The following is a 19,848-nucleotide window of genomic DNA, read 5'->3' as shown; positions in this document are numbered from 1 at the left end:
AAAGGTTATTCCGCAGTCAGCAAATTCGCAATGGTGCGCACACCGAGGCCTGTCGCCCCCGCCGACCACTGCTCAACGGCAGATTTGCGGTAGGTCGCAGAGCAGTCGATATGCAGCCAGCCTTCATGATAGTTCTCGACGAAGTGGGACAAGAAGCCTGCTGCCGTGCTGGCACCCGCCGGATAGGCCGCGCTGCCAGTATTGTTCAGTTCCGCAAAGTTCGACGGCAACTGACCGCGGTGGAACTCGGCCAGCGGGAGACGCCAGAACGCTTCGTTCTCGGCCCGAGCGCTTGCCAGCAGACGATTCGCCAGATTGTCATCAAAGCTGAAGAGCGCATGATAATCGTTGCCCAGCGCGGTTTTTGCGGCACCGGTTAGGGTAGCAGCATCGATAATCAGCTCAGGCTTCTGTGCACAAGCATCAATCAGGCCATCCGCCAGCACCAGACGGCCTTCGGCATCGGTATTCATGATTTCAACGGTTTTGCCGTTGCGATAGCGAATAATGTCGCCAAGTTTGAAGGCGTTGCCGCTAATCAGGTTATCGGCACAGCACAGATACAGCTTCACGCGTTTGTTCAGGCCACGAGTGATAGCAAACGCCAGCGCACCGGTCACCGTCGCAGCACCGCCCATATCGGATTTCATCGAATCCATAAAGGCGCTTTGCTTGATGCTGTAGCCGCCGGAGTCAAAGGTAATGCCCTTACCGACCAGACAGGCGTAAACCGGGACTTCTTTATCGCCGGTTGGGTTATAGTCCAGCGCCAGCAGGACCGGCGGACGCTCAGAGCCGCGGCCAACGGTGTGCAGACCCAGATAGTTCTGCTCGCGCAAATCTTCGCCCTTCGTGATGCGATAAGAAACATTGTCACAGGCGACGCTGCACAGCAGGTCAACCGCGCGCTGCGCTAACTGCTCCGGCCCCAACTCTTCTGCCGGGGCGTTGATGGTGTCGCGGACCCAGTCGATGATGGTCAGGCGGCTATCCAGTTCACTCTTCTGCGCATCGTCCAGAGTTGGCCACTCAACTTTACGGCTGCCTTTTGGACCTTTATAACCGGCCCAGAACGCCCACGCACTGTCTGTATTCCAGCCTTCGCCATCGAGCGCAACGTGTTTGATGCCCATGCCGTCAATTTTACGCGCTGCGCGCTGGATTAAACCCAGGTCGTCTTTATCGTTCAGGTGCAGGGTGATACCGTCATTATTAATGCTGTAAGACGCTTTTTCTCCCCAGCGCGCATCGGCTGGCTGAGCGGTCAGCGTAATTTTCATAGCTTCGGTCATTATCATTATCCTTCTTAGCAAACGGGCCACCGAATGGCAGCCCGTTAGATCTTTTGCTAAATGATTCGCGTTGCAGGAAGGCGGCAAGTGAGCGAATCCCCGGGAGCATAGCAAACTATGTGACTGGGGTGAGCGAACGTAGCCAACGCACCTGCGGCGCGAATCATGACGCAAAAATTATTCTGCTTCGTCTAACCAGACTAGCAGAATCGCCTCCAGAATTTTTTCATTGGATGCGTTTGGATCGTCATTAAACTCTTCCAGCTCGCAAACCCACTGATGCAGATCGGTGAAGCGAACGGTTTTCGGGTCGAGATCCGGAAAAGCATCGTACAGCGCTTCGCCGATTTCACGACTATCGGTCCATTTCAGTCCCATATTAATGCTCGCGTGCGTGATTGATGGTGTAGCGCGGAATTTCGACGACCAAATCGTCATCGGTCACGCGCGCCTGGCAGCTCAGACGGCTGTCGGGCTCAAGCCCCCAGGCCTTATCCAGCATGTCGTCTTCATCTTCGGTACTTTCAGCCAGCGAGTCAAAGCCTTCGCGCACGATGCAGTGGCAGGTGGTGCAGGCACAGGATTTTTCGCAGGCGTGTTCAATCTCAATACCGCTACGCAGGGCAGCATCAAGGATAGTCTCACCGATCTCAGCTTCCACAACTACGCCATCCGGACACAGGTCCTGGTGGGGCAGAAAAACAATTTTTGGCATTTTAAACCTCGTCCACGGATTGGCCTTTCAGCGCGGTACGGACCGATTGATCCATACGACGTGCGGCAAATTCCTGGGTTTGTGTGTCGATATTTTTAATCGCTTCTTTAATCGCATCGGCATCATCGCCTGCCGCTGCGGTGCGCACTTGCTCCGCAGCGTCATCGATAGCTTGACGCTCTGCGGCGCTTAACAGCGCGGCGTCGGCGGCCAGCGCACTCACCAGACTTTCCAGAACGCGTGCGGCTTCGACTTTTTGCTCGGCCAGCATCCGCGCCTGAACGTCCTGCTCGGCGTAGCTCATCGAATCTTTAATCATGTTGGCGATCTCGCCATCGGTCAGGCCGTAGGACGGTTTCACCTGGATGGAGGCCTCAACGCCGGTCGATTTTTCCATCGCCGTCACGCTCAGCAGGCCGTCAGCATCCACCTGGAAGGTGACGCGAATATGCGCCCCGCCCGCCGGTAGCGCCGGGATCCCACGTAGCGCAAAGCGCGCCAGTGAGCGGCAGTCCTGCACCAGTTCGCGCTCGCCCTGTATCACGTGGATAGACATCGCCGTCTGGCCATCTTTGAAGGTGGTGAACTCCTGCGCGCGCGCCACCGGAATGGTGGTGTTGCGCGGGATGACTTTCTCGACCAGACCGCCCATAGTTTCCAGCCCAAGAGAGAGCGGGATAACGTCAAGCAGCAACAGTTCGCTGTCCGGCTTATTGCCGACCAGGATATCCGCCTGAATCGCCGCGCCGATGGCAACGACTTTGTCCGGGTCAATAGAGGTCAGCGGCGTGCGGCCAAAGAACTCGCCAACGCGTTCACGGACCAGCGGTACGCGGGTTGAACCGCCGACCATCACCACTTCCAGCACCTCTTGCGCCTCAACGCCCGCATCTTTCAAGGCGCGACGGCAGGCCAGCAGCGTGCGTTTCACCAGCGGCGCGATCAGGTCATTAAACTGGTTGCGGGTAATTTCGCCCTGCCAGCCGCCAACGTCCACCCGCGCCACATCGGCATCGCTTAGGGCAATCTTCGCAGCGATAGCCGCATCGAGCAGCTCACGCTGCAGGCGGTTGTTGCTACGATCGGCAATACCCGCCTGTTCGCGGATATGATCGGCCAATAGGTGATCAAAATCGTCGCCGCCGAGCGCGGAATCGCCGCCAGTCGCCAGCACTTCAAACACACCGCGACTTAAACGCAACACGGAGATATCAAAGGTGCCGCCGCCGAGGTCATAAACCGCAATCACTCCTTCCTGACCGGAGTCCAGGCCGTAGGCAATCGCCGCCGCGGTCGGTTCGTTCAGCAGACGCAACACGTGCAGGCCCGCCAGACGCGCGGCGTCCTTAGTCCCCTGACGCTGGGCGTCGTCGAAGTAGGCCGGAACGGTAATCACCACCCCGTCAAGCTCGCCCGCCAGCGCTTCGGTAGCACGTTCGGCAAGTGCCTTCAGGATATCGGCTGAAACGCGAATCGGGTTGAGCAGGCCGCCAGCGGTGTGAATCATTGGCAGGCCGTTTTCACTGGCCTGCAGTTGATACGGTAGATGCGGATACCGAGCTTCGATATCCGCCAGAGAGCGTCCCAACATGCGTTTAACGGAGCTGATGGTGTTGACCGGATCCAGTGCCGCGTTCTGTCGCGCGTCATAGCCAACCGTCAAACCTGAAGCCTGATAGTTAACCACTGACGGCAGCAGATAGCGCCCTTGATGGTCAGGCAACGTTTCGGCCTGACCGCTACGCACGGTAGCAACCAGTGAATTGGTGGTGCCCAGGTCGATACCGGCCGCCAGACGACGCTGGTGCGGCGCGGCACTCAGACCAGGCTCACTAATTTGTAATAAGGCCATAATTGCTTCCGAAAATTAAAAATCGAGCAGTTTTTCTTCGAGTTGTTCCGCACTGCTTCGCAGTTTATCGAGAAAACGCAGCTTGCGTACAGTATCCGCTGCCACATCCCACGCCTCGTTATTCAGTTGTTCGACCATCAACTGATGGCGGGTATCAAACAGCACTTTTACCCGCTTGATAAAGCTTTCCAGACGCGCTTCATCTTGCGCCTTGCCTATCTCATCGAGCTCTTCGCGAAGTTCCAGTTGTTCCATCAGGAACGCAGTATCACGCACGGTGTGCTGCTCGCTGGCGAGATCAAAACCGTGAAGCGAAAGGAGATATTCGGCGCGGGTCAATGGATGGCGAAGGGTTTGCCATGCCTGATTGATAGTCGCAGATTGCTGCACCGCTGCAAGCTGTTCAGCTGCGCTGCCGTTGGCGAATTTATCGGGGTGGTACTGGCGCTGTAAATCCTGATACCGGGCAGCCAGGGGTTCTAATGAAAGGGTATAGCTGGCCGGTAACCCGAAGAGGGTAAAATAGTCCATAGCAACCTCAGGGTTAACGAGATAAAGCAAACCCCACTTACGGACGTCCGCAGCGGGGTTTTGATTACATTGCAATTATACGTTAAAGCTTTCGCCGCAGCCGCACTCGTCTTTCACGTTAGGGTTGGTGAACTTAAACCCTTCGTTCAGACCTTCTTTGACGAAGTCCAACTGAGTGCCGTCAAGGAACTGCAGGCTTTTGCCGTCGATCACTACCTTGACACCTTTATCTTCAAACACGGTGTCCTCTGCCGCCGGCTCGTCAACAAATTCCAGCACGTAGGCCATGCCTGAACAGCCCGAGGTGCGAACACCTAAACGCAGGCCAAAGCCTTTGCCACGGTTGGCCAGGAAGGTATTAACTCGCGACGCTGCGCTGTCGCTAAGAGTAATCGACATACAATAACCTCTTAATTATTTCGCTTCACGTTTGCTTTTGTAATCCGCAATCGCGGCTTTAATCGCGTCTTCCGCCAGGATAGAGCAGTGAATTTTCACCGGTGGCAGTTCAAGCTCGTCTGCAATATCGGTATTTTTAATCGCCTGTGCTTCGTCCAGTGATTTCCCTTTCACCCACTCGGTGACCAGGGAGCTGGAGGCAATGGCGGAACCGCAGCCGTAGGTCTTGAAACGCGCGTCTTCAATGATACCTTCATTGTTGACTTTAATCTGCAACTTCATCACGTCGCCGCATGCCGGTGCACCGACCATGCCACTACCGACGCTTTCGTCGCTGTTGTCGAAAGAACCCACATTACGTGGATTTTCGTAATGATCGATTACTTTTTCGCTGTAAGCCATGATGAATTCTCCTTATTGGTGCCGAATTAGTGATGTGACCATTCAATGCTGTTGATATCCACGCCCTGTTTGAACATTTCCCACAACGGAGAAAGATCGCGCAGACGGCCGATGGAGTTACGAACCAGCTTGATGGTGTAGTCAATCTCTTCTTCGGTAGTGAAACGACCTAAAGAGAAACGAATGGAGCTGTGCGCCAGCTCGTCGGTCATGCCCAGCGCGCGCAGCACATAGGATGGCTCAAGGCTCGCGGAAGTACAGGCTGATCCGGAGGAAACCGCCAGGTCTTTCAGCGCCATAATCAGCGACTCGCCTTCAACGTAGTTAAAGCTGACGTTGAGAATGTTCGGCGCGCCCTGCTCGAGGTCACCGTTGAGGTACACCTCTTCCATGTCTTTCACGCCTTCCCACAGACGGTTACGCAGACCGCGCAGACGGGCCATTTCGGTCTCCATCTCTTCTTTCGCGATACGGTAAGCTTCGCCCATGCCGACGATCTGGTGGACAGGCAGAGTACCGGAACGCATGCCGCGCTCGTGACCGCCGCCGTGCATCTGCGCTTCGATACGGATACGCGGTTTGCGACGCACGTACAGCGCGCCGATGCCTTTCGGGCCGTAAATTTTGTGACCAGAGAAGGACATCAGGTCAACTTTCAGCTGGCTCAGATCGATAGGCAGTTTGCCCACGCTCTGAGTCGCGTCAACGTGATAGATGATACCGCGGGCGCGGCACAGTTCGCCGATGGTCGCGATATCCTGTACCACACCGATTTCGTTGTTAACGTGCATGATGGAGACCAGAATGGTGTCATCACGCATCGCCGCTTCGAGTTCTTTCAGATCGATAATGCCGTTAGGCTGCGGAGCGAGGTAAGTCACTTCAAACCCTTCGCGCTCGAGCTGACGACAGGTGTCCAGTACGGCTTTGTGTTCGGTTTTGCTGGTGATGATGTGCTTGCCTTTTTTCTGATAAAAGTTGGCTGCACCTTTAATCGCCAGGTTGTCGGACTCAGTCGCACCGGAGGTGAAGACGATTTCGCGTGGGTCAGCACCGACCAGCTCGGCAATCTGATTACGGGCGATATCTACCGCCTCTTCAGCATGCCAGCCAAAACGGTGTGAACGGGAGGCCGGGTTACCAAAGTTTCCGTCCAGGGTTAAACACTGCATCATTTTCTCGGCAACACGCGGGTCCACCGGCGTGGTTGCGGAGTAATCGAGATAGATCGGTAATTTCATTGCTCTATAAACTCCGTACATCGCTTCAATGCAATGAACCAGGCTACCGGTTGGATGTACGACCGAGTAGACGGGATATCGAAACATCCCGGCCTGATTCGAAAATCTTTTTTATAATCTTTTCCCCTGCCTGTTTCAGCTTGCAGCCAGGTAGCCGCAAGATGAAACGAAGTGAGGACTACGCGCGCAGTTTAACGTCGATAGCGTCCTGAACACGGGTATTACGCTGGGATTCATGACTATGCTGACGACCGGAAACATCAAGGATTTCCTGGTTATTCACCAGTTCGCCCAGCGTGATGTTATTCAGAAAACTGGTCAGCCGCTCGCTCAGATCGCGCCACAGCGCGTGAGTGAGGCACTTATCGCCACCCTGGCAGCCGCCTTTACCCTGACAACGAGTGGCGTCAACGGATTCGTCTACTGCGCTGATAACTTCGCCAACCGCGATGCTACCCGCTTCTTTACCTAACAGATAGCCGCCGCCTGGGCCACGGACGCTGGATACCAGGCCGTTTTTACGCAGGCGAGAGAATAACTGTTCCAGATAGGAGAGCGAAATTCCCTGACGCTCTGAAATATCAGCCAACGGAACCGGACCCGATTCAGAGTTGAGCGCAACGTCAAGCATCGCGGTCACGGCATAACGCCCTTTAGATGTCAGTCTCATGTCTTACTTAACCTCAAACTCGCCCCTGCCCGGGCTTTTTATTAATATGGGTATTGCATAGCAAGGGCAAGTCTGACATTCCCGAGTAAATTGGTCAACTATTTACTTGACTGTTTTAGTCAAGTATTTGGCTTTCAGTGCCGTTTTACCTCAGCACGACCAGATGCTCTCACCCCGGCCCTCTCCCACAGGGAGAGGAAGGGAGATTACTCTTTATTCTTTTGCTGCTGCTCAATCGACGCCAGCATCCCGCGCAGGATGTTCAGCTCCTGACTTTCCGGGCGCGCACGGGTAAACAAACGACGCAGCTTGTTCATCACCTGGCCCGGATGGCTGGCGCGGATAAAACCGGTCGCCAGCAACGTCTGCTCGAGGTGACCGTAGAAGCGCTCTAAATCATCCACCAGCGGGTACGGGGTCTCTTCGTGCTCAACGACGGGTTCGTCTTGTTCCTGCGCCGCCAACCAGGCCATACGCACTTCGTAGGAGATAACCTGCACCGCCATCGCCAGGTTCAGCGAGCTGTATTCCGGGTTCGCCGCAATCGCTACGTGGTAGTGGCATTTCTGTAACTCGTCGTTAGTCAGGCCAACGCGCTCGCGACCAAATACCAGCGCGACTGGCGCATGCTGTGCCTCAGAGACGCTTTTCAGGCCACATTCACGCGGGTCGAGCATCGGCCACGGCAGCGTGCGGGAGCGTGCGCTGGTACCGACCACCAGGCTACAGCCCGCCAGCGCTTCATCAAGGGTATCAACGATGTTTGCGTTGCCAATCACGTCGCTGGCACCGGCCGCCAGGGCGATGGCCTGGGAATCGGGTTTAACAAGCGGGTTGACCAGCCAGAGGTTGGTTAACCCCATGGTTTTCATTGCGCGGGCGACGGAGCCCATATTGCCGGTGTGTGAGGTTTCTACCAGTACGATTCGAATATTTTGCAGCATTATGGTTCTTCGGCTAAAGATTATTCATGCATGCTATCATAAAACGGAGACATAAGCAGATTTCACTGTTACTATATGCGCCGTTTTTTCCCGTTCTTTAACATCCAGTGAGAGAGACCGATGCATCCGATGCTGACCATCGCCGTGCGCGCAGCGCGCAAGGCGGGTAATTTAATTGCCAAACACTACGAAACCCCTGACTCCGTAGAAACCAGCCAGAAAGGCAGCAATGATTTTGTGACTAACGTCGATAAAGCCGCTGAAGCGATTATTATCGAAACCATTCGCAAATCTTACCCGCAGCACACCATCATCACCGAAGAAAGCGGTGAACATGAGGGTGAAGATAAGGATGTTCAATGGGTTATCGATCCACTGGATGGCACCACCAACTTCGTAAAACGTCTGCCACACTTCTCCGTATCCATCGCCGTACGCATTAAAGGCCGTACTGAAGTGGCTGTGGTTTACGATCCAATGCGTAATGAACTGTTTACTGCAACCCGCGGTCAGGGCGCACAGTTGAACGGCTACCGTCTGCGCGGCAGCAGCGCTCGCGATCTGGATGGCACCATCATCGCCACCGGCTTCCCGTTCAAAGCGAAACAGCACGCAACCTCTTACATGAATATCCTCGGCAACATGTTTACTGAATGTGCGGACTTCCGCCGTACCGGTTCCGCGGCTCTGGATCTGGCCTACGTTGCCGCAGGGCGCGTTGATGGCTACTTTGAAATCGCGCTGAAACCGTGGGATTTCGCGGCAGGCGAGCTGATCGCTCGTGAAGCAGGCGCGATCGTTTGCGACTTTACCGGCGGCCATAACTATCTGATGTCCGGCAACATCGTTGCAGGCAACCCGCGCGTCGTAAAAGCCATGCTGGCGAATATGCGCGAACAGCTGAGCGAAGCGCTGAAGCGTTAATTTTTTATCATTGAGTAAAAAGGGAAGCTTTGTGCTTCCCTTTTTTATTATTTCACTAAGCTAGCTACAATCCGCACGGCGGTATTTATCGCCATACACAATATCGCTACGCCGTTAAACAGAGCGAAATGCGCGCGCCATTTCTGACAACCCGCTTCGCCAACCCAATGGCGTATCAGGCAGGCTATCCAGCCTGTCACCAGCCTGGATAATAAAACCCCAACCATCACCGGAACAAATAGTAGCCACCCCAACTGCACATAGTCATTTTCACGTGCGCCATGCAACAGCAATACAATGTGAAATGGCAAATAAAATGCCAGCGCAAAAATAAGCGGCAGTTGGAGATTACTCACCGGAATTTCAGGCGTTTTCACCAGTCGCCAGGCATCGCGAACCAGCATCAGCCCCAACACAAGCGTGGCGAGATAGCAGATATAATTGAAAATTGAGACAAAACGCAGCAGCGTATCGGTGGGCAGGTCGCGCATAAATCCAATGCGCCAGAAAATAATGATCAAGAAGCCGCATTGCAGGATCCAACTGCGTACTATCCAGCTAAAAAAATGTCTGCGCGACGGCTGGTTATGCAGCATCCAGGCGACAATTGGCATCTTACTGTGCCCTGGGTGCAAAAAAGCCAGCACAAAACCGGCAATCAACAGCCTGCCGTAAACTGCTAGCGGAAGGCTTTCTACGTCCGTTTGCCTCAGTCCGATAAGCTCATACAAAGTTGAGTAGATGCGAGGGAGATCGCCAGGCCACCAGCTTGCTAACTCAGGCCAAAAATAGATGATAGTCAAACCAACCAGCAGCCCTGCCGCGGCGGAATGCCAAAGAAAACGCGTGGAAATAGCAGAATGGTTAACGGTCATTATGACTCCTTGTCATGACCCGATTACAAAGCTGAAAACTAAAACATCAGCGGATGGGTAACAATCATCCGCCGATATTTTCAGATTTCAGCCCGGTAAAGTCGATTAAAATGGCCTTAACCCCCGCCCCACCGGCACAGCGCTGCTCCACATCACTACCGCCGCCGCCAGTAATATCACGCCGCCAGCGAGCGCCAGCGTTGCCCAGCCAACCTGCTTCCACAGCGCCGGAGCCTGCCTGGCGCTCAACCTGACCGCCAGTTGACGAAAACCGTGGACCAGCAGCGCCAGAGCGCTAATCGTCAGCGAGGTTCCCGCAGCCATCGCCAGCGCCGCCGCCATCCCCCAGCTAAATACGCCGATGACCTTACTGAACAGCAACACCATAATCGCCCCTGAGCAGGGTCGCATCCCCATCGACAGTACAATCACCAGCCGTGCGCGCCAGTCGTCGCCGCTTTGCATCTGCTCCGGCCCCGGCATATGTTGATGCCCGCATCCGCAGTTAGCATCATGTACATGGTGTGGGGTAAACGCGGTAAATTTCGGTCGTCGCAGCAGCGCCCACAGCTTTTTCAGCGCCCGCCAGCACAGCAGCAATCCCAACGCACCGACCAGCAGGTAGCTCCCCTTCTCTAGCCAGAAGCTACTCTGATGCAGCTGCCTTGCCGGAAGCTGTAGCAACGTGAGCACCACCACTACCAGAGCGATAGCGACCATCCCCTGCAACAGTGAAGCCGCCAGGGTCAGGCCAATACTCGATTTCAGCTTCGAGGGATGGGTCGCCAGCCAGGTGGTAATCACCACCTTGCCGTGCCCCGGCCCCAGCGCGTGCAGAATACCGTAAGCAAAACTAAACCCCAGCAGCGAGAGTCCCGCGGCTGACGGGTTCTCCGCCACCGCTTGCAGCAGACGGCTCAGTTCGAGATTCAATGCCCGCTGCCAGACGGTGCTTTGCAGCAGCACCTCAGGCCAGGCCCGCCATAGCCAAAAGCCCACGCTTGCGGCCAGCAGGATAAAAAGCACCAGCGGCCACAGCTGACGCCATCGCGAGGAACGGCCGGTTTGAGCGAAAATTAGTGACATTGCAGCGTGACCTTTTGCGCGAAGTAGTTCCCCAGTTCCATATCTTCCGGCGGCGCATCCGCTTTATCCAGCGACTGGGCATAGGACAGCATTTTTTCATTGGGCTTCGGCGTCATGACTTTCGCCGTGCACGTCGCCTTTATCGCAACTGGCAGGACGAAGTCAGAATCTTTGTCGTAATACATATCAACATAATAAGTGGGATCGTATGTCGAGAAGGTGAAGGTTTGCCCGGCCAGAGGCTGCGGCTTCGCCAACGGCAGAGTGAAGGTAAGCACTGCCTGAAGCCCGCTACGCTCAAGCCCATAGCCGTCCGGGCGATTATCAAACTTGATCCGCTGACCGTTATGCCACAGCTCGCTAAAATAGTGCTGACCCAGCACGTTCGCCATCACTTCCGCCGCCAGCTTTTTCCAGATTTCACTACCGGGTTTGGCATTACCGGCATCGTAAAGCAGGTCAGCGGAGGTGATTTCATCCATCGTCCAGCGCATTTTAAATCCGGTGAGCAGACCGTTTTCCGCCACGGCCTCCGTTTGCAAACTGATGAAACTGTGCGGATGCGCCGCCGCTGATAGCGATAAAAACATGAAAAACGCCGCGCTGACGCATTGTTTCACTCTCTTCATCTGTTCCTCACGTGAAAAATTCTGTGAACCTCGCCAGCAATCCTGATGTAAAGACGCGGGACTGCCCTGCTCACCCTAAATACATTAACTACTCTTAACGAAAACCCTAACTGGAACTAACCGGATGATGACAGTGATTGAACCACCATCTGTGCTTTCCAGTCCACAGCGCCGTAGCCAGGTGCTCCTGATGTTTTATCTGCCAGGGCAAAGCGTGACGCCCGAATGGCTGGGTAGCCTCACTCAGGTTGATGAGGATACCGCCAGGCAGGACATCGCGGAGACAGGACGTGAAATTCAGCGTTATCACCGCTTGACCCTTGCGTCACAGGCGGACGGCAGCTATCGGATGGAAGGTGCCGCGCTCGATCAACGCCTGTGTCTGCTGCAAGGCTTACGCCGCGGGCTGCGCTTATGCCCGCATTTTATTAGCCACCATTTTACCCCGGCATTAAAAACGCAGCTTAAACAGCAGGGTATCGCACGCACGCTGTACGACGACACTAACCTTCAGGCGCTGGTTAACCGCTGCGCACGGACCATGAACCGCCAGTTTGATTGCCGCGATGTGCATTTTCTGTGTCTCTATTTACAGTATTGCCTGCTACAACACCATCTCGGACAAACGCCCTCTTTTACCCTTGAGCAACAGCGCTGGGCGCAAACCGCCGCCGAGTTCTCTATCGCCGAAGAGATTGTCCGCCACTGGCAGCGGCGGGTTGCCACCTCACCGCATGCAGGGGAACAGCTGTTTCTGGCCCTGCTGTTTATGCTGCTGAAAACGCCCGACCCGATCCGCGATGGTCATCAGCAGGACCGTCGCCTGCATCTGGCGATCTCGGGATTAATTCATCGCTTCCAGAACCTGGCGGGCCGCCCGTTTAGCGACGAGCAGGGGCTGAGCGATCAACTCTATATCCACCTATCTCAGGCATTACACCGCAGCGTGTTTGCTATCGGCATCGATAACGCGCTACCAGAGGAGATCGGCCGTCTTTATCCACGATTAATGCGCACGACTCAAACTGCGCTGGAAGATTTTGAAGCTGCCTGGCAGGTGCATTTTAGTCAGGATGAAGTCGGATTAATCGCGGTAATTTTCGGTGCGTGGCTGATGCAAAAAGGCGACTTGCAGGAGAAGCAGGTGGTCCTGCTTACCGATGATGATCCAGGTCTTGAACAGTCGCTGGAGCAACAGCTGCGCGAGCTGACCCTGCTACCGCTCAATATTAAATATTTGAGCGTAAGGACTTTTCAGAAGGAGGGCGCGCCGAAGGGGATAACGCTTATCGTCACCCCCTATACCACGGCGCTGCCGCTGTTTTCGCCACCGCTGTTTCATGCTGAAGAGACGTTCAGCGATCACCAGCGGCAGCAAATTTGCAAAATGCTGGAGGGCTAAGACACTGCTTTTGGCCGTAGCACCAGCGCCGGTAAAGCCACCAGCGCCATCACCCAGAACACGCCCTGGTGCAGGTGCTGATAAAGGAAACCGGAAAATACCGTCATGACCGCAATGCTGCCGCCCATCGCCACGGCGGAGTAAACCGCTTGCAGACGGATCACTTCGCTACCCTGACGAGCGGCGATATAGCGCATCGCCGCCAGGTGGCACACCGTAAAGGTGCCGCAATGCAGGATTTGCGCGACGATAAGCCACGGCAGCGCCGTGGTCCAGCCCATGAGCGTCCAGCGGATCAGCCCGCACACGGCGGAAAGCAGCAGTAAATCACGGGCGCTGAAGCGACGGAACACCTTTTTACTCAATGCGAAAATCACCACTTCCGCCACCACGCCCAGCGACCATAAATAGCCCACGGCAGAGGCCGAATACCCCGCCTCCTGCCAGTAGATAGCGCTAAAGCCATAGTAGGCGGCGTGCGCCCCCTGTAACAAACAGACGCAGGCGAGGAAACGCCAGCTTTGCCGCACCAGCGTGAGCCATGCCGACATTCCCGCAGCGTCCTGCTGGCGGGATTCCCCCTGCGGCTGCACCGAGGGTTTAATCAGCATGCCGAGCAGCATTGAGGCGATACCAAGGCTGAGCATCACCAGAATCATCCGCGAGTCATAAAGGCTGACCAGTTTACCGGTCAGCGCCGAGCCAATCACAAAGGCTATCGACCCCCACAGGCGCACGCGCCCGTAGTCCATCGTTATCTGTTTTTGCCAGGTATTCGCCAGCGCGTCGGTCAGCGGCACCAGCGGTGAGAAAAAGAGGTTAAAACCGACCATCACCACCATCAGCCAGGCCACGTGGTTTCCGGCCCAAAAGGCGATAGCGAAGAGAAGCGTCAGCAGCGCCAGAATGCGCAGCGCCGAAATCAGCCGGGAGGGATCGCTGACCCGTGGCGCAATCAGCAGGCTGCCAAGAAAACGCGCCACCAGCCCGGCGCCAAGCAGCATGCCGATCGTTTCCGGCGTCAGCCCCTGCCCGGAGAGCCATACGCTCCAGAATGGCAGGAAGATGCCGTAGCTAAAAAAATAGGTGAAATAACTAAGCGCCAGCCAGCGCGTGGAGTGCAAGACCATGATTTCCTCCCGAATGGAGGCGACAGTCTGGCGATAAAGCGGAGCGGGTGCAAGATGAAGTTATCCCTGCCCGTTTCCGGGCAGGTCAGGCTTAAACAGAACGGATTTTCAGCACCATTTTTTGCCGCATGCTTTCACCACGCGAAAGCATAGTCAACTGACCAAAGTCCGGACGATGATGATCGTCTGGCGCATGACTCATTGGCTCAAAACAGAAGAAATCAAACTCATAGCCCTTATCAAATGCTGGATCGGAAACGAAAACAAAATAACAGGGTGCAGGAGGCTCCGTCGTCATAGAGAGCTGATAGCCAAGCCCTGGCTGTTGGATTATCGCTACACCATCCCAACCAGAGAAGCCATTATTCACCCAATGCCCAGGTAACGGCGCGGGCTGATTGAAATCCAGTGCCTGCGGCAAACTCTCCTGATACTCCCCGGTTAGCCAGCCTTCTCTCTCAAGCCAGTAGCCGGTGGTATGCGCCTGTACCCGAGTTTCCGGCGACAGCGGAAAATAAGGGTGCCAACCGAGACCAAACGGCAACGCATCGCCATCATTAGTCACTACCAATTCCACCTCAACCCCGCTTCCGCTTAAGGTAAAGATCTGCTGCACAGTGTAATGATAGATGCCCTGGCGGTGGACATACTCTAACTTAAGCTGTACGGGAGACTGCTCAACGCAGCGCCAGATATTCAGCCAGCCATCACCGTGAAGGTAATGACTGTCCCATTCAACGTTGGGCCGTAGCTGATGCTCTCCTGCTGGCGATTGAAACCGATTACCGCTCACACGATTACCAAACGGTACCAGCGGGAAGCATGAAGACTCCACCGCCACACCGCTCTTCAGGCCCGGGCGCAGCACAGGGATCATTTTCCCCTGATGCTGCCACCATAGCCCTTCAATCGCGCCACCTTGATCCGCAATCTGAAGTTTCAGTTCGCCATTATCCAGAGTAAAAAACGTCATCTGGTCTCCTTAATCTGGAAAGTTAATCACCACTTTGCCGCATTTACCGCTCGCCATCAGCGCATAGGCTTCCCCCGCCTGCTCAAGAGAAAAACGATGAGTAATGGCGCTATGTGGCCACAGCTTCCAGTCGGTCAGGTCGCGGGCACATTTTTCCATATGGAACAGGCTGGTCACCCAGGAACCGATAATGCGTCGCTGGTGGTGCATCAGATCGGCGCTAACTTCAAACTCAACCTTTCCGGTTTCCCCGATATAAACCACCCTTCCCCAGTCCGCCGTAGACTGCAATGCCAACAAACGACCTGCCGCATTACCAGAACAATCCAGCGCGACATCCGCCCCGCCGTGAGTCAACTCGGCAATCAGCGCCGGAAGGTTCTCCGTTGCCGCCAGGAAACCATTGTCCATCACACCCAGTTGCTTTGCCGTCGCCAGGCGATCCGGTAGCATGTCCACGCCAATCACGCGTTTCGCACCGCGACCTTTTGCCAGCATCATAGCCATCATGCCAACAGGCCCTAACCCGACAACCAGCACGTTGTCGCTTCCGGAAACTTCACCGCGCAGAATACCTTCGTACGCCGTCCCCACGCCGCAGCTAATAAACGCGCCGTCTTCATAGCTCAACGCATCCGGCAGATGAATCAGGTCTTTTTCCTCCGCCAACAAATATTCCGCGTGTCCACCATCGCGCTGCCAACCATAGGCTGCTTTGCCTTCTCCGGTACAGGAGATAGGAAAACCACGGCGACAGTTGGAGCAGAAACCACAACCGGAAATATGGTAAACCAGCACCCGGTCACCCGCTTTAAAGTGGCGGCACCCTGCACCCGTCTCAACAATTTGCCCGCAAGGCTCATGGCCATTAATAAACCCCTGATACAATGGTTTGTCCGGTGCTGCAGCGGTGCCGCGATGTTGATGATAAATATAATGGACATCGCTACCGCAAATTCCTGAAGACTTCATTTTAATCAGGACCTGGTTAATCCCCGGCGTGGGTACAGGAACTTCCCGAAGTTCAACGGTTGAGTTTCCTGGTAAATAAGCAGCCAACATTGTTTTCATAATTCCCTCTATACAAATTAATGTTTAAGTTTACTGTTGCGTTGGGTCAGCAATATATTTGCCAGGACAGCCACCACAATAATTAATCCGCGAACGACCTGCTGGAAGAATGAGTTAATCCCCAGAAGCACTAATCCATTGCCAATAAGAGTGATAACCAGCACGCCTAATAAAGTGCCGAATAGCGAACCACGCCCGCCGGACAGTGCGGTTCCGCCGACCACCACTGCGGCAATAACGTCAAACTCCAGACCGTTTGCTGCACCCGCATTACCCGAGCCAAGCCGCGCCGCCAGGAGAATACCGGTAATCGCAGCCAGCAAGCCTGAAAGTGTAAAAATCAAAATACGCACTCGCTTGACGTTAATCCCGCAGAGTTGCGCTGCAGTAGCGTTGCCGCCAGTGGCAAAAACAGAGCGACCAAAAGCGGTCTTACGACTGATAAAGACAAAGAGAACAAACAGAATCAGCATAATTAATGCCGATATTGGGATGCCAAAGAGCTGCCCGCCAAGCCAGTCCAGTACTTCATTTTCATCGATGGGGACCGGCAGCGCGTTGGTCATGAACAATCCCATGCCACGCAATGCACTCCATAAACCTAACGTCGCGACAAAACTGGGAACACTGAATACGCCGCGCAAAACCCCGGCGAGCGTGCCCAACACAGCGCCCAGTATTAACACCAGCAGGCAGGCAATGCTAAGCGGTACCTGAAACTGCAGCAGGTAAGCCAGACAGACAGAGATAAACGCCACCATTGGACCGACGCTGACATCTATCTCGCCAGAGATAATAATGAGCGTCATGGCCCATGCAGCAATACCAATCGTCGCGGTATCGCGCAGCACGTTCATTTGATTGTTTAAAGAAATAAAGCCCGGTGCGTTAAAAGAAAAGACCAGATATAAAATAGCAATCACCACCAGCAGACCAATTTCATTAATATGGCGGCTGATGAACTGCTTGGGTGTGGCATTTTTGCCTTGCGGCAGCGTTAATGATGAGGCAGACATCTTTTAATTCCTCAATAAACGTAATGACTAATGCGTGGATAAAATTGCCGACATTAATTCATCGACATTTACAGGGGCTAAAAGCTCGCGGGTAAACTCGCCGTTTTGCAGCAGCAAAATACGATCGCAGACTAAAGGCAGCTCTTCTATTTCACTGGAAATGAATATGACGCTTTTACCTTCGGCGGCCAGTTCCCGCACGATACGGTATATCTGCTGCTTGGCTTCGATATCAACTCCGCGCGTCGGCTCATCAAGTAGCAAAATTTCGCTTCCGGCGTAAACCCAGCGACCGATCACTACTTTTTGCTGATTGCCGCCCGATAACGTCCCGATTGCGGTCTCGGTATTTGCGGCTTTGACCGTCATGCGACTCATGACTGCCGCGGTTAACTCCTGAATCCGCTGCCAGTTCAATACGCCACGTCGACTCACTTTATGTCGGTTGGTCATCACCGTATTTTCATCCACGCCCAGTAGCGGAACAATCCCTGCTTCCTTACGGTTTTCCGGGGTATAGCCCACGCCACTCTTGAGCATCGCGGTATATTGCGGGTGTGGAATGTTGGCACCATTCAGCGTGATTTTTCCATCAGCAAACGTTTCTAAGCCGATGATAGCTTTGAGTAACTCACTACGACCCGAGCCCAGCAGCCCGGCAATACCCAGCACTTCACCGCGGTGCAATGTAAAATTGATATTGTGAAGCTTGGGCGGATGACACAACTGAGCAACCTGTAAAACCGGGATTGTCAGCGGTTCTTCAGATTTAACCAGAGGAAGATCGACATGCTCCCTTCCCAGCATCAGCGAGACGATTTCCTGCGTTGTCGTACTCTCCAACGTGACATCGCCAGCAACCTGACCATCGCGCATAATCGTGGCGCATGAAGCGATGCGGCGGATCTCCTCCATGCGATGACTGACATAAACCACGGCAACGCCCAGCGCAGACATGCGCTTCACCGCGTTGATCACCAATTCGACCTCCGCATTCGCCAGTGAACTGGTCGGCTCATCAAGAATGACGACCTGCGGCTGACCTTTCATCACGCGAGCAATTTCAACAAGCTGCTTTTGCGCCGGGCTAAGCGTGTCGACCAGCGCATCCGCTGGGACGTCAACACCGAGCGCCGCCAACGCTTCCCTGGCCTGGCGGGCCATGATGCCCTGGTCAATCATGCCATTACTGCGCGGCCACTGGCCAAGGCAGAGATTCTCCGCCACGGTCAGCCCCTCAACCAAGCTCAGCTCCTGATATACGGCTCTGACCCCTAACTCTGCTGCGCGCCGCGTCAGCGTTGCATCGTTACCTTCAAGCCGGGTTCCGTTCAACCAAATTTCGCCGCTATCCGGGCTTTCACTACCGGTCAACATGCGGATTAAAGTGGATTTTCCTGCGCCATTCTTTCCCAATAGCGCCCGAACCTCACCTTTTGAGAGCGTAAAATCAACGTTATCCAGCGCCACAACGCCGGGGTAACGCTTATTGCCTCCAACGATCTTCGCAACCGGCGTCGACGTTTTTTCTATTACCGTCATGACATCTCTACCTCAGTTAGCAGACAGGGGTGATCAAGGCAGACCGTCAACATGTGTAGCCAGCCACTGCTTACCGTCTTCAGATTTAGCGTAGGTATCGATATCTACTGGAATGATTTTATTGGCTGGCGGGGTTTTGTTAATGACATTCATGGTTTGCGCAAAAACGGCATTGCCCATTTTCTTGCCGGAAATATCCACGACGGCTTTCAGCACCTGATAGCTTTGCAGCTCCTGAGCAATCTCCGTCGTCATATCAGAGCCAAACACGGCGATCTTACCCACTTTACCCTGATTACGAACCGCTTTGACGGCCCCCAGCGTCGCACCGCCAGACTCACCCATAATGGCGTCGAGGTCAGACGTGGAGATAATCAATTTCTCGCCAACTGAGATGGCTTTATCAAGAACGGTGCCTTCCTGATTCGCGACGATCTGCATATCCGGAACGCGTGCCTTCAGCGCGGCTTCAAAGCCTTTTCGCCGCTGTACACATACTTCAAATGCTTCACAGTTGATGACCGCAATTTTCGGCGCACTGATTTTATTGGCAATGAAATAATCGGCTGCGGCATCACCGAGTTTTTTGCCGAACTCTAGCGGATCGCCGACCAGATAGGCAGAGACATATTTATCTACGCCTTTCTCATTGATGCAGGTGTTGTAGCAAATCACCGGAATACCGGCCTCATTAGCTCGGCGAACTGCACGGCTACTGCCATTTTCTGAGACAGCGGAAAGAATAATGGCGTCTACGCTACGCGCAACCAGCGTATCGATAAACGAACTCTCTTTAGAGATATCGCCCTGGGCATTGGTTTCAATCAGCTGGATTTTCGCTTCAGCGCTTTTTGCGGAATCCTGCACACCCTGCCGGACGCCAGCATAATAGCCCTGCGTATCAAGGTAGATAGCCCCAACGGTGATATCTTTTTCTGCGCTATAGCTGGGTGATGAAATACTCAACAGCGTTAACAGTAAACATGAAAAAAATGAGACTGCCTTATTTTTAGACATACGTGCCTCCTGTAGGGTCAGGCATTTATTGTTGTTTGGCTTCTGCGATAAATGGGCATAACGCAGAACGATTTCACATATTCTAAACATCTCGAGGAAAGCGGCGGGTCAGGCCGCTCAAAGATTACAGTAAACAC

The 19,848-nt window shown here is 54.4% G+C and carries 21 protein-coding genes; 2 read left to right on the top strand and 19 right to left on the bottom strand.

Annotation, left to right across the window (positions count from 1 at the left end; translation table 11 throughout):
- Window positions 1-5: 5 nt before the first annotated feature.
- The 10 genes from pepB to trmJ all read right to left on the bottom strand — a co-directional run bounded on the left by pepB (window position 6) and on the right by trmJ (window position 8,046).
- Entirely contained in the window at window positions 6-1,292 is a 1,287-nt protein-coding gene (gene pepB / locus DA718_RS07465; RefSeq protein ID WP_112215461.1) for an aminopeptidase PepB, read from the bottom strand.
- A gap of 177 nt (window positions 1,293-1,469) precedes the next feature.
- Window positions 1,470-1,670, bottom strand: a complete 201-nt coding sequence (iscX, locus tag DA718_RS07460) for a Fe-S cluster assembly protein IscX (RefSeq protein ID WP_112215460.1) — start codon at window positions 1,668-1,670, stop codon at window positions 1,470-1,472.
- A gap of 1 nt (window position 1,671) precedes the next feature.
- A complete protein-coding gene (gene fdx / locus DA718_RS07455) occupies window positions 1,672-2,007 on the bottom strand; it encodes an ISC system 2Fe-2S type ferredoxin (protein ID WP_112215459.1) in 336 nt (111 codons plus the stop codon).
- 1 nt (window position 2,008) lies between these two features.
- Window positions 2,009-3,859, bottom strand: a complete 1,851-nt coding sequence (hscA, locus tag DA718_RS07450; protein WP_112215458.1) for a Fe-S protein assembly chaperone HscA — start codon at window positions 3,857-3,859, stop codon at window positions 2,009-2,011.
- A 15-nt stretch (window positions 3,860-3,874) separates the two neighbouring features.
- Complete coding sequence (gene hscB, locus DA718_RS07445; protein ID WP_112215457.1) at window positions 3,875-4,390, bottom strand: co-chaperone HscB; 516 nt, start codon at window positions 4,388-4,390, stop codon at window positions 3,875-3,877.
- A gap of 75 nt (window positions 4,391-4,465) precedes the next feature.
- A complete protein-coding gene (gene iscA / locus DA718_RS07440) occupies window positions 4,466-4,789 on the bottom strand; it encodes an iron-sulfur cluster assembly protein IscA (protein WP_110272092.1) in 324 nt (107 codons plus the stop codon).
- Window positions 4,790-4,804: 15 nt separating this feature from the next.
- Window positions 4,805-5,191, bottom strand: a complete 387-nt coding sequence (gene iscU, locus DA718_RS07435) for a Fe-S cluster assembly scaffold IscU (RefSeq protein WP_005120408.1) — start codon at window positions 5,189-5,191, stop codon at window positions 4,805-4,807.
- A 26-nt stretch (window positions 5,192-5,217) separates the two neighbouring features.
- Window positions 5,218-6,432 carry a cysteine desulfurase gene (iscS, locus tag DA718_RS07430; RefSeq protein ID WP_112215456.1) on the bottom strand — a complete coding sequence of 405 codons (1,215 nt, stop codon included), beginning with the start codon at window positions 6,430-6,432 and terminating at the stop codon, window positions 5,218-5,220.
- Window positions 6,433-6,610: 178 nt separating this feature from the next.
- The gene (iscR, locus tag DA718_RS07425; protein WP_112215455.1) at window positions 6,611-7,102 is read right to left on the bottom strand and encodes a Fe-S cluster assembly transcriptional regulator IscR; all 492 of its coding nucleotides are present in this window, start codon (window positions 7,100-7,102) and stop codon (window positions 6,611-6,613) included.
- 206 nt (window positions 7,103-7,308) lie between these two features.
- Window positions 7,309-8,046 carry a tRNA (cytosine(32)/uridine(32)-2'-O)-methyltransferase TrmJ gene (trmJ, locus tag DA718_RS07420; RefSeq protein WP_112215454.1) on the bottom strand — a complete coding sequence of 246 codons (738 nt, stop codon included), beginning with the start codon at window positions 8,044-8,046 and terminating at the stop codon, window positions 7,309-7,311.
- A gap of 120 nt (window positions 8,047-8,166) precedes the next feature.
- Between trmJ and suhB the strand changes: the two genes are divergently transcribed.
- Complete coding sequence (suhB, locus tag DA718_RS07415; RefSeq protein WP_110272088.1) at window positions 8,167-8,970, top strand: inositol-1-monophosphatase; 804 nt, start codon at window positions 8,167-8,169, stop codon at window positions 8,968-8,970.
- Between the two features lie 47 nt (window positions 8,971-9,017).
- On the opposite strand, the gene DA718_RS07410 is transcribed toward suhB, so the two are convergent.
- The 3 genes from DA718_RS07410 to DA718_RS07400 all read right to left on the bottom strand — a co-directional run bounded on the left by DA718_RS07410 (window position 9,018) and on the right by DA718_RS07400 (window position 11,560).
- Entirely contained in the window at window positions 9,018-9,845 is an 828-nt protein-coding gene (locus DA718_RS07410) for a hypothetical protein (protein WP_112215453.1), read from the bottom strand.
- Between the two features lie 105 nt (window positions 9,846-9,950).
- Window positions 9,951-10,931 carry a nickel/cobalt transporter gene (locus DA718_RS07405; RefSeq protein ID WP_112215452.1) on the bottom strand — a complete coding sequence of 327 codons (981 nt, stop codon included), beginning with the start codon at window positions 10,929-10,931 and terminating at the stop codon, window positions 9,951-9,953.
- Window positions 10,922-11,560: a DUF1007 family protein gene (locus DA718_RS07400; protein WP_112215451.1), complete on the bottom strand. Its 639-nt coding sequence runs from the start codon at window positions 11,558-11,560 to the stop codon at window positions 10,922-10,924. Before DA718_RS07400 ends, DA718_RS07405 begins: the two co-directional genes overlap by 10 nt.
- A 124-nt stretch (window positions 11,561-11,684) precedes the next feature.
- Between DA718_RS07400 and csiE the strand changes: the two genes are divergently transcribed.
- Entirely contained in the window at window positions 11,685-12,962 is a 1,278-nt protein-coding gene (csiE, locus tag DA718_RS07395) for a stationary phase inducible protein CsiE (RefSeq protein ID WP_112215450.1), read from the top strand.
- Here csiE and DA718_RS07390 read toward each other — a convergent pair.
- From DA718_RS07390 to DA718_RS07365, 6 genes are all read right to left on the bottom strand, one after another.
- On the bottom strand, window positions 12,959-14,092 hold the full coding sequence (locus DA718_RS07390; RefSeq protein ID WP_112215449.1) for a 3-phenylpropionate MFS transporter: 1,134 nt from the start codon (window positions 14,090-14,092) through the stop codon (window positions 12,959-12,961). The two genes, csiE and DA718_RS07390, sit on opposite strands and share 4 nt — an antisense overlap.
- Before the next feature lie 91 nt (window positions 14,093-14,183).
- Window positions 14,184-15,065, bottom strand: a complete 882-nt coding sequence (locus DA718_RS07385; protein ID WP_112215448.1) for an aldose 1-epimerase — start codon at window positions 15,063-15,065, stop codon at window positions 14,184-14,186.
- Window positions 15,066-15,074: 9 nt separating this feature from the next.
- Window positions 15,075-16,136 (bottom strand): zinc-dependent alcohol dehydrogenase family protein, encoded by a 1,062-nt coding sequence (locus tag DA718_RS07380; protein WP_112215447.1) that lies wholly within the window; start codon window positions 16,134-16,136, stop codon window positions 15,075-15,077.
- 17 nt (window positions 16,137-16,153) lie between these two features.
- On the bottom strand, window positions 16,154-17,152 hold the full coding sequence (locus tag DA718_RS07375) for an ABC transporter permease (RefSeq protein WP_112215446.1): 999 nt from the start codon (window positions 17,150-17,152) through the stop codon (window positions 16,154-16,156).
- A 27-nt stretch (window positions 17,153-17,179) separates the two neighbouring features.
- Complete coding sequence (locus DA718_RS07370; protein WP_112215445.1) at window positions 17,180-18,694, bottom strand: sugar ABC transporter ATP-binding protein; 1,515 nt, start codon at window positions 18,692-18,694, stop codon at window positions 17,180-17,182.
- A 33-nt stretch (window positions 18,695-18,727) separates the two neighbouring features.
- Window positions 18,728-19,711, bottom strand: a complete 984-nt coding sequence (locus DA718_RS07365; protein ID WP_112215444.1) for a substrate-binding domain-containing protein — start codon at window positions 19,709-19,711, stop codon at window positions 18,728-18,730.
- Window positions 19,712-19,848: the final 137 nt, after the last annotated feature.

This window comes from Klebsiella huaxiensis (genome assembly GCF_003261575.2).
Lineage (GTDB): Bacteria > Pseudomonadota > Gammaproteobacteria > Enterobacterales > Enterobacteriaceae > Klebsiella > Klebsiella huaxiensis.
The sequence above is the reverse complement of the archived record's forward strand: the minus strand, read 5'-3'. Positions and strand labels throughout refer to the sequence as shown.

Coding starts and splice junctions, on each gene's coding strand:
- DA718_RS07370 (WP_112215445.1), bottom strand. CDS start 18,694: ATGACGGTAATAGAAAAAACGTCGACGCCGGTTGCGAAGATCGTTGGA.
- DA718_RS07390 (WP_112215449.1), bottom strand. CDS start 14,092: ATGGTCTTGCACTCCACGCGCTGGCTGGCGCTTAGTTATTTCACCTAT.
- pepB (WP_112215461.1), bottom strand. CDS start 1,292: ATGACCGAAGCTATGAAAATTACGCTGACCGCTCAGCCAGCCGATGCG.
- DA718_RS07405 (WP_112215452.1), bottom strand. CDS start 10,931: ATGTCACTAATTTTCGCTCAAACCGGCCGTTCCTCGCGATGGCGTCAG.
- csiE (WP_112215450.1), top strand. CDS start 11,685: ATGATGACAGTGATTGAACCACCATCTGTGCTTTCCAGTCCACAGCGC.
- fdx (WP_112215459.1), bottom strand. CDS start 2,007: ATGCCAAAAATTGTTTTTCTGCCCCACCAGGACCTGTGTCCGGATGGC.
- iscR (WP_112215455.1), bottom strand. CDS start 7,102: ATGAGACTGACATCTAAAGGGCGTTATGCCGTGACCGCGATGCTTGAC.
- trmJ (WP_112215454.1), bottom strand. CDS start 8,046: ATGCTGCAAAATATTCGAATCGTACTGGTAGAAACCTCACACACCGGC.
- DA718_RS07375 (WP_112215446.1), bottom strand. CDS start 17,152: ATGTCTGCCTCATCATTAACGCTGCCGCAAGGCAAAAATGCCACACCC.
- iscU (WP_005120408.1), bottom strand. CDS start 5,191: ATGGCTTACAGCGAAAAAGTAATCGATCATTACGAAAATCCACGTAAT.
- hscA (WP_112215458.1), bottom strand. CDS start 3,859: ATGGCCTTATTACAAATTAGTGAGCCTGGTCTGAGTGCCGCGCCGCAC.
- hscB (WP_112215457.1), bottom strand. CDS start 4,390: ATGGACTATTTTACCCTCTTCGGGTTACCGGCCAGCTATACCCTTTCA.
- iscX (WP_112215460.1), bottom strand. CDS start 1,670: ATGGGACTGAAATGGACCGATAGTCGTGAAATCGGCGAAGCGCTGTAC.
- DA718_RS07400 (WP_112215451.1), bottom strand. CDS start 11,560: ATGAAGAGAGTGAAACAATGCGTCAGCGCGGCGTTTTTCATGTTTTTA.
- DA718_RS07385 (WP_112215448.1), bottom strand. CDS start 15,065: ATGACGTTTTTTACTCTGGATAATGGCGAACTGAAACTTCAGATTGCG.
- DA718_RS07380 (WP_112215447.1), bottom strand. CDS start 16,136: ATGAAAACAATGTTGGCTGCTTATTTACCAGGAAACTCAACCGTTGAA.
- DA718_RS07365 (WP_112215444.1), bottom strand. CDS start 19,711: ATGTCTAAAAATAAGGCAGTCTCATTTTTTTCATGTTTACTGTTAACG.
- DA718_RS07410 (WP_112215453.1), bottom strand. CDS start 9,845: ATGACCGTTAACCATTCTGCTATTTCCACGCGTTTTCTTTGGCATTCC.
- iscA (WP_110272092.1), bottom strand. CDS start 4,789: ATGTCGATTACTCTTAGCGACAGCGCAGCGTCGCGAGTTAATACCTTC.
- suhB (WP_110272088.1), top strand. CDS start 8,167: ATGCATCCGATGCTGACCATCGCCGTGCGCGCAGCGCGCAAGGCGGGT.
- iscS (WP_112215456.1), bottom strand. CDS start 6,432: ATGAAATTACCGATCTATCTCGATTACTCCGCAACCACGCCGGTGGAC.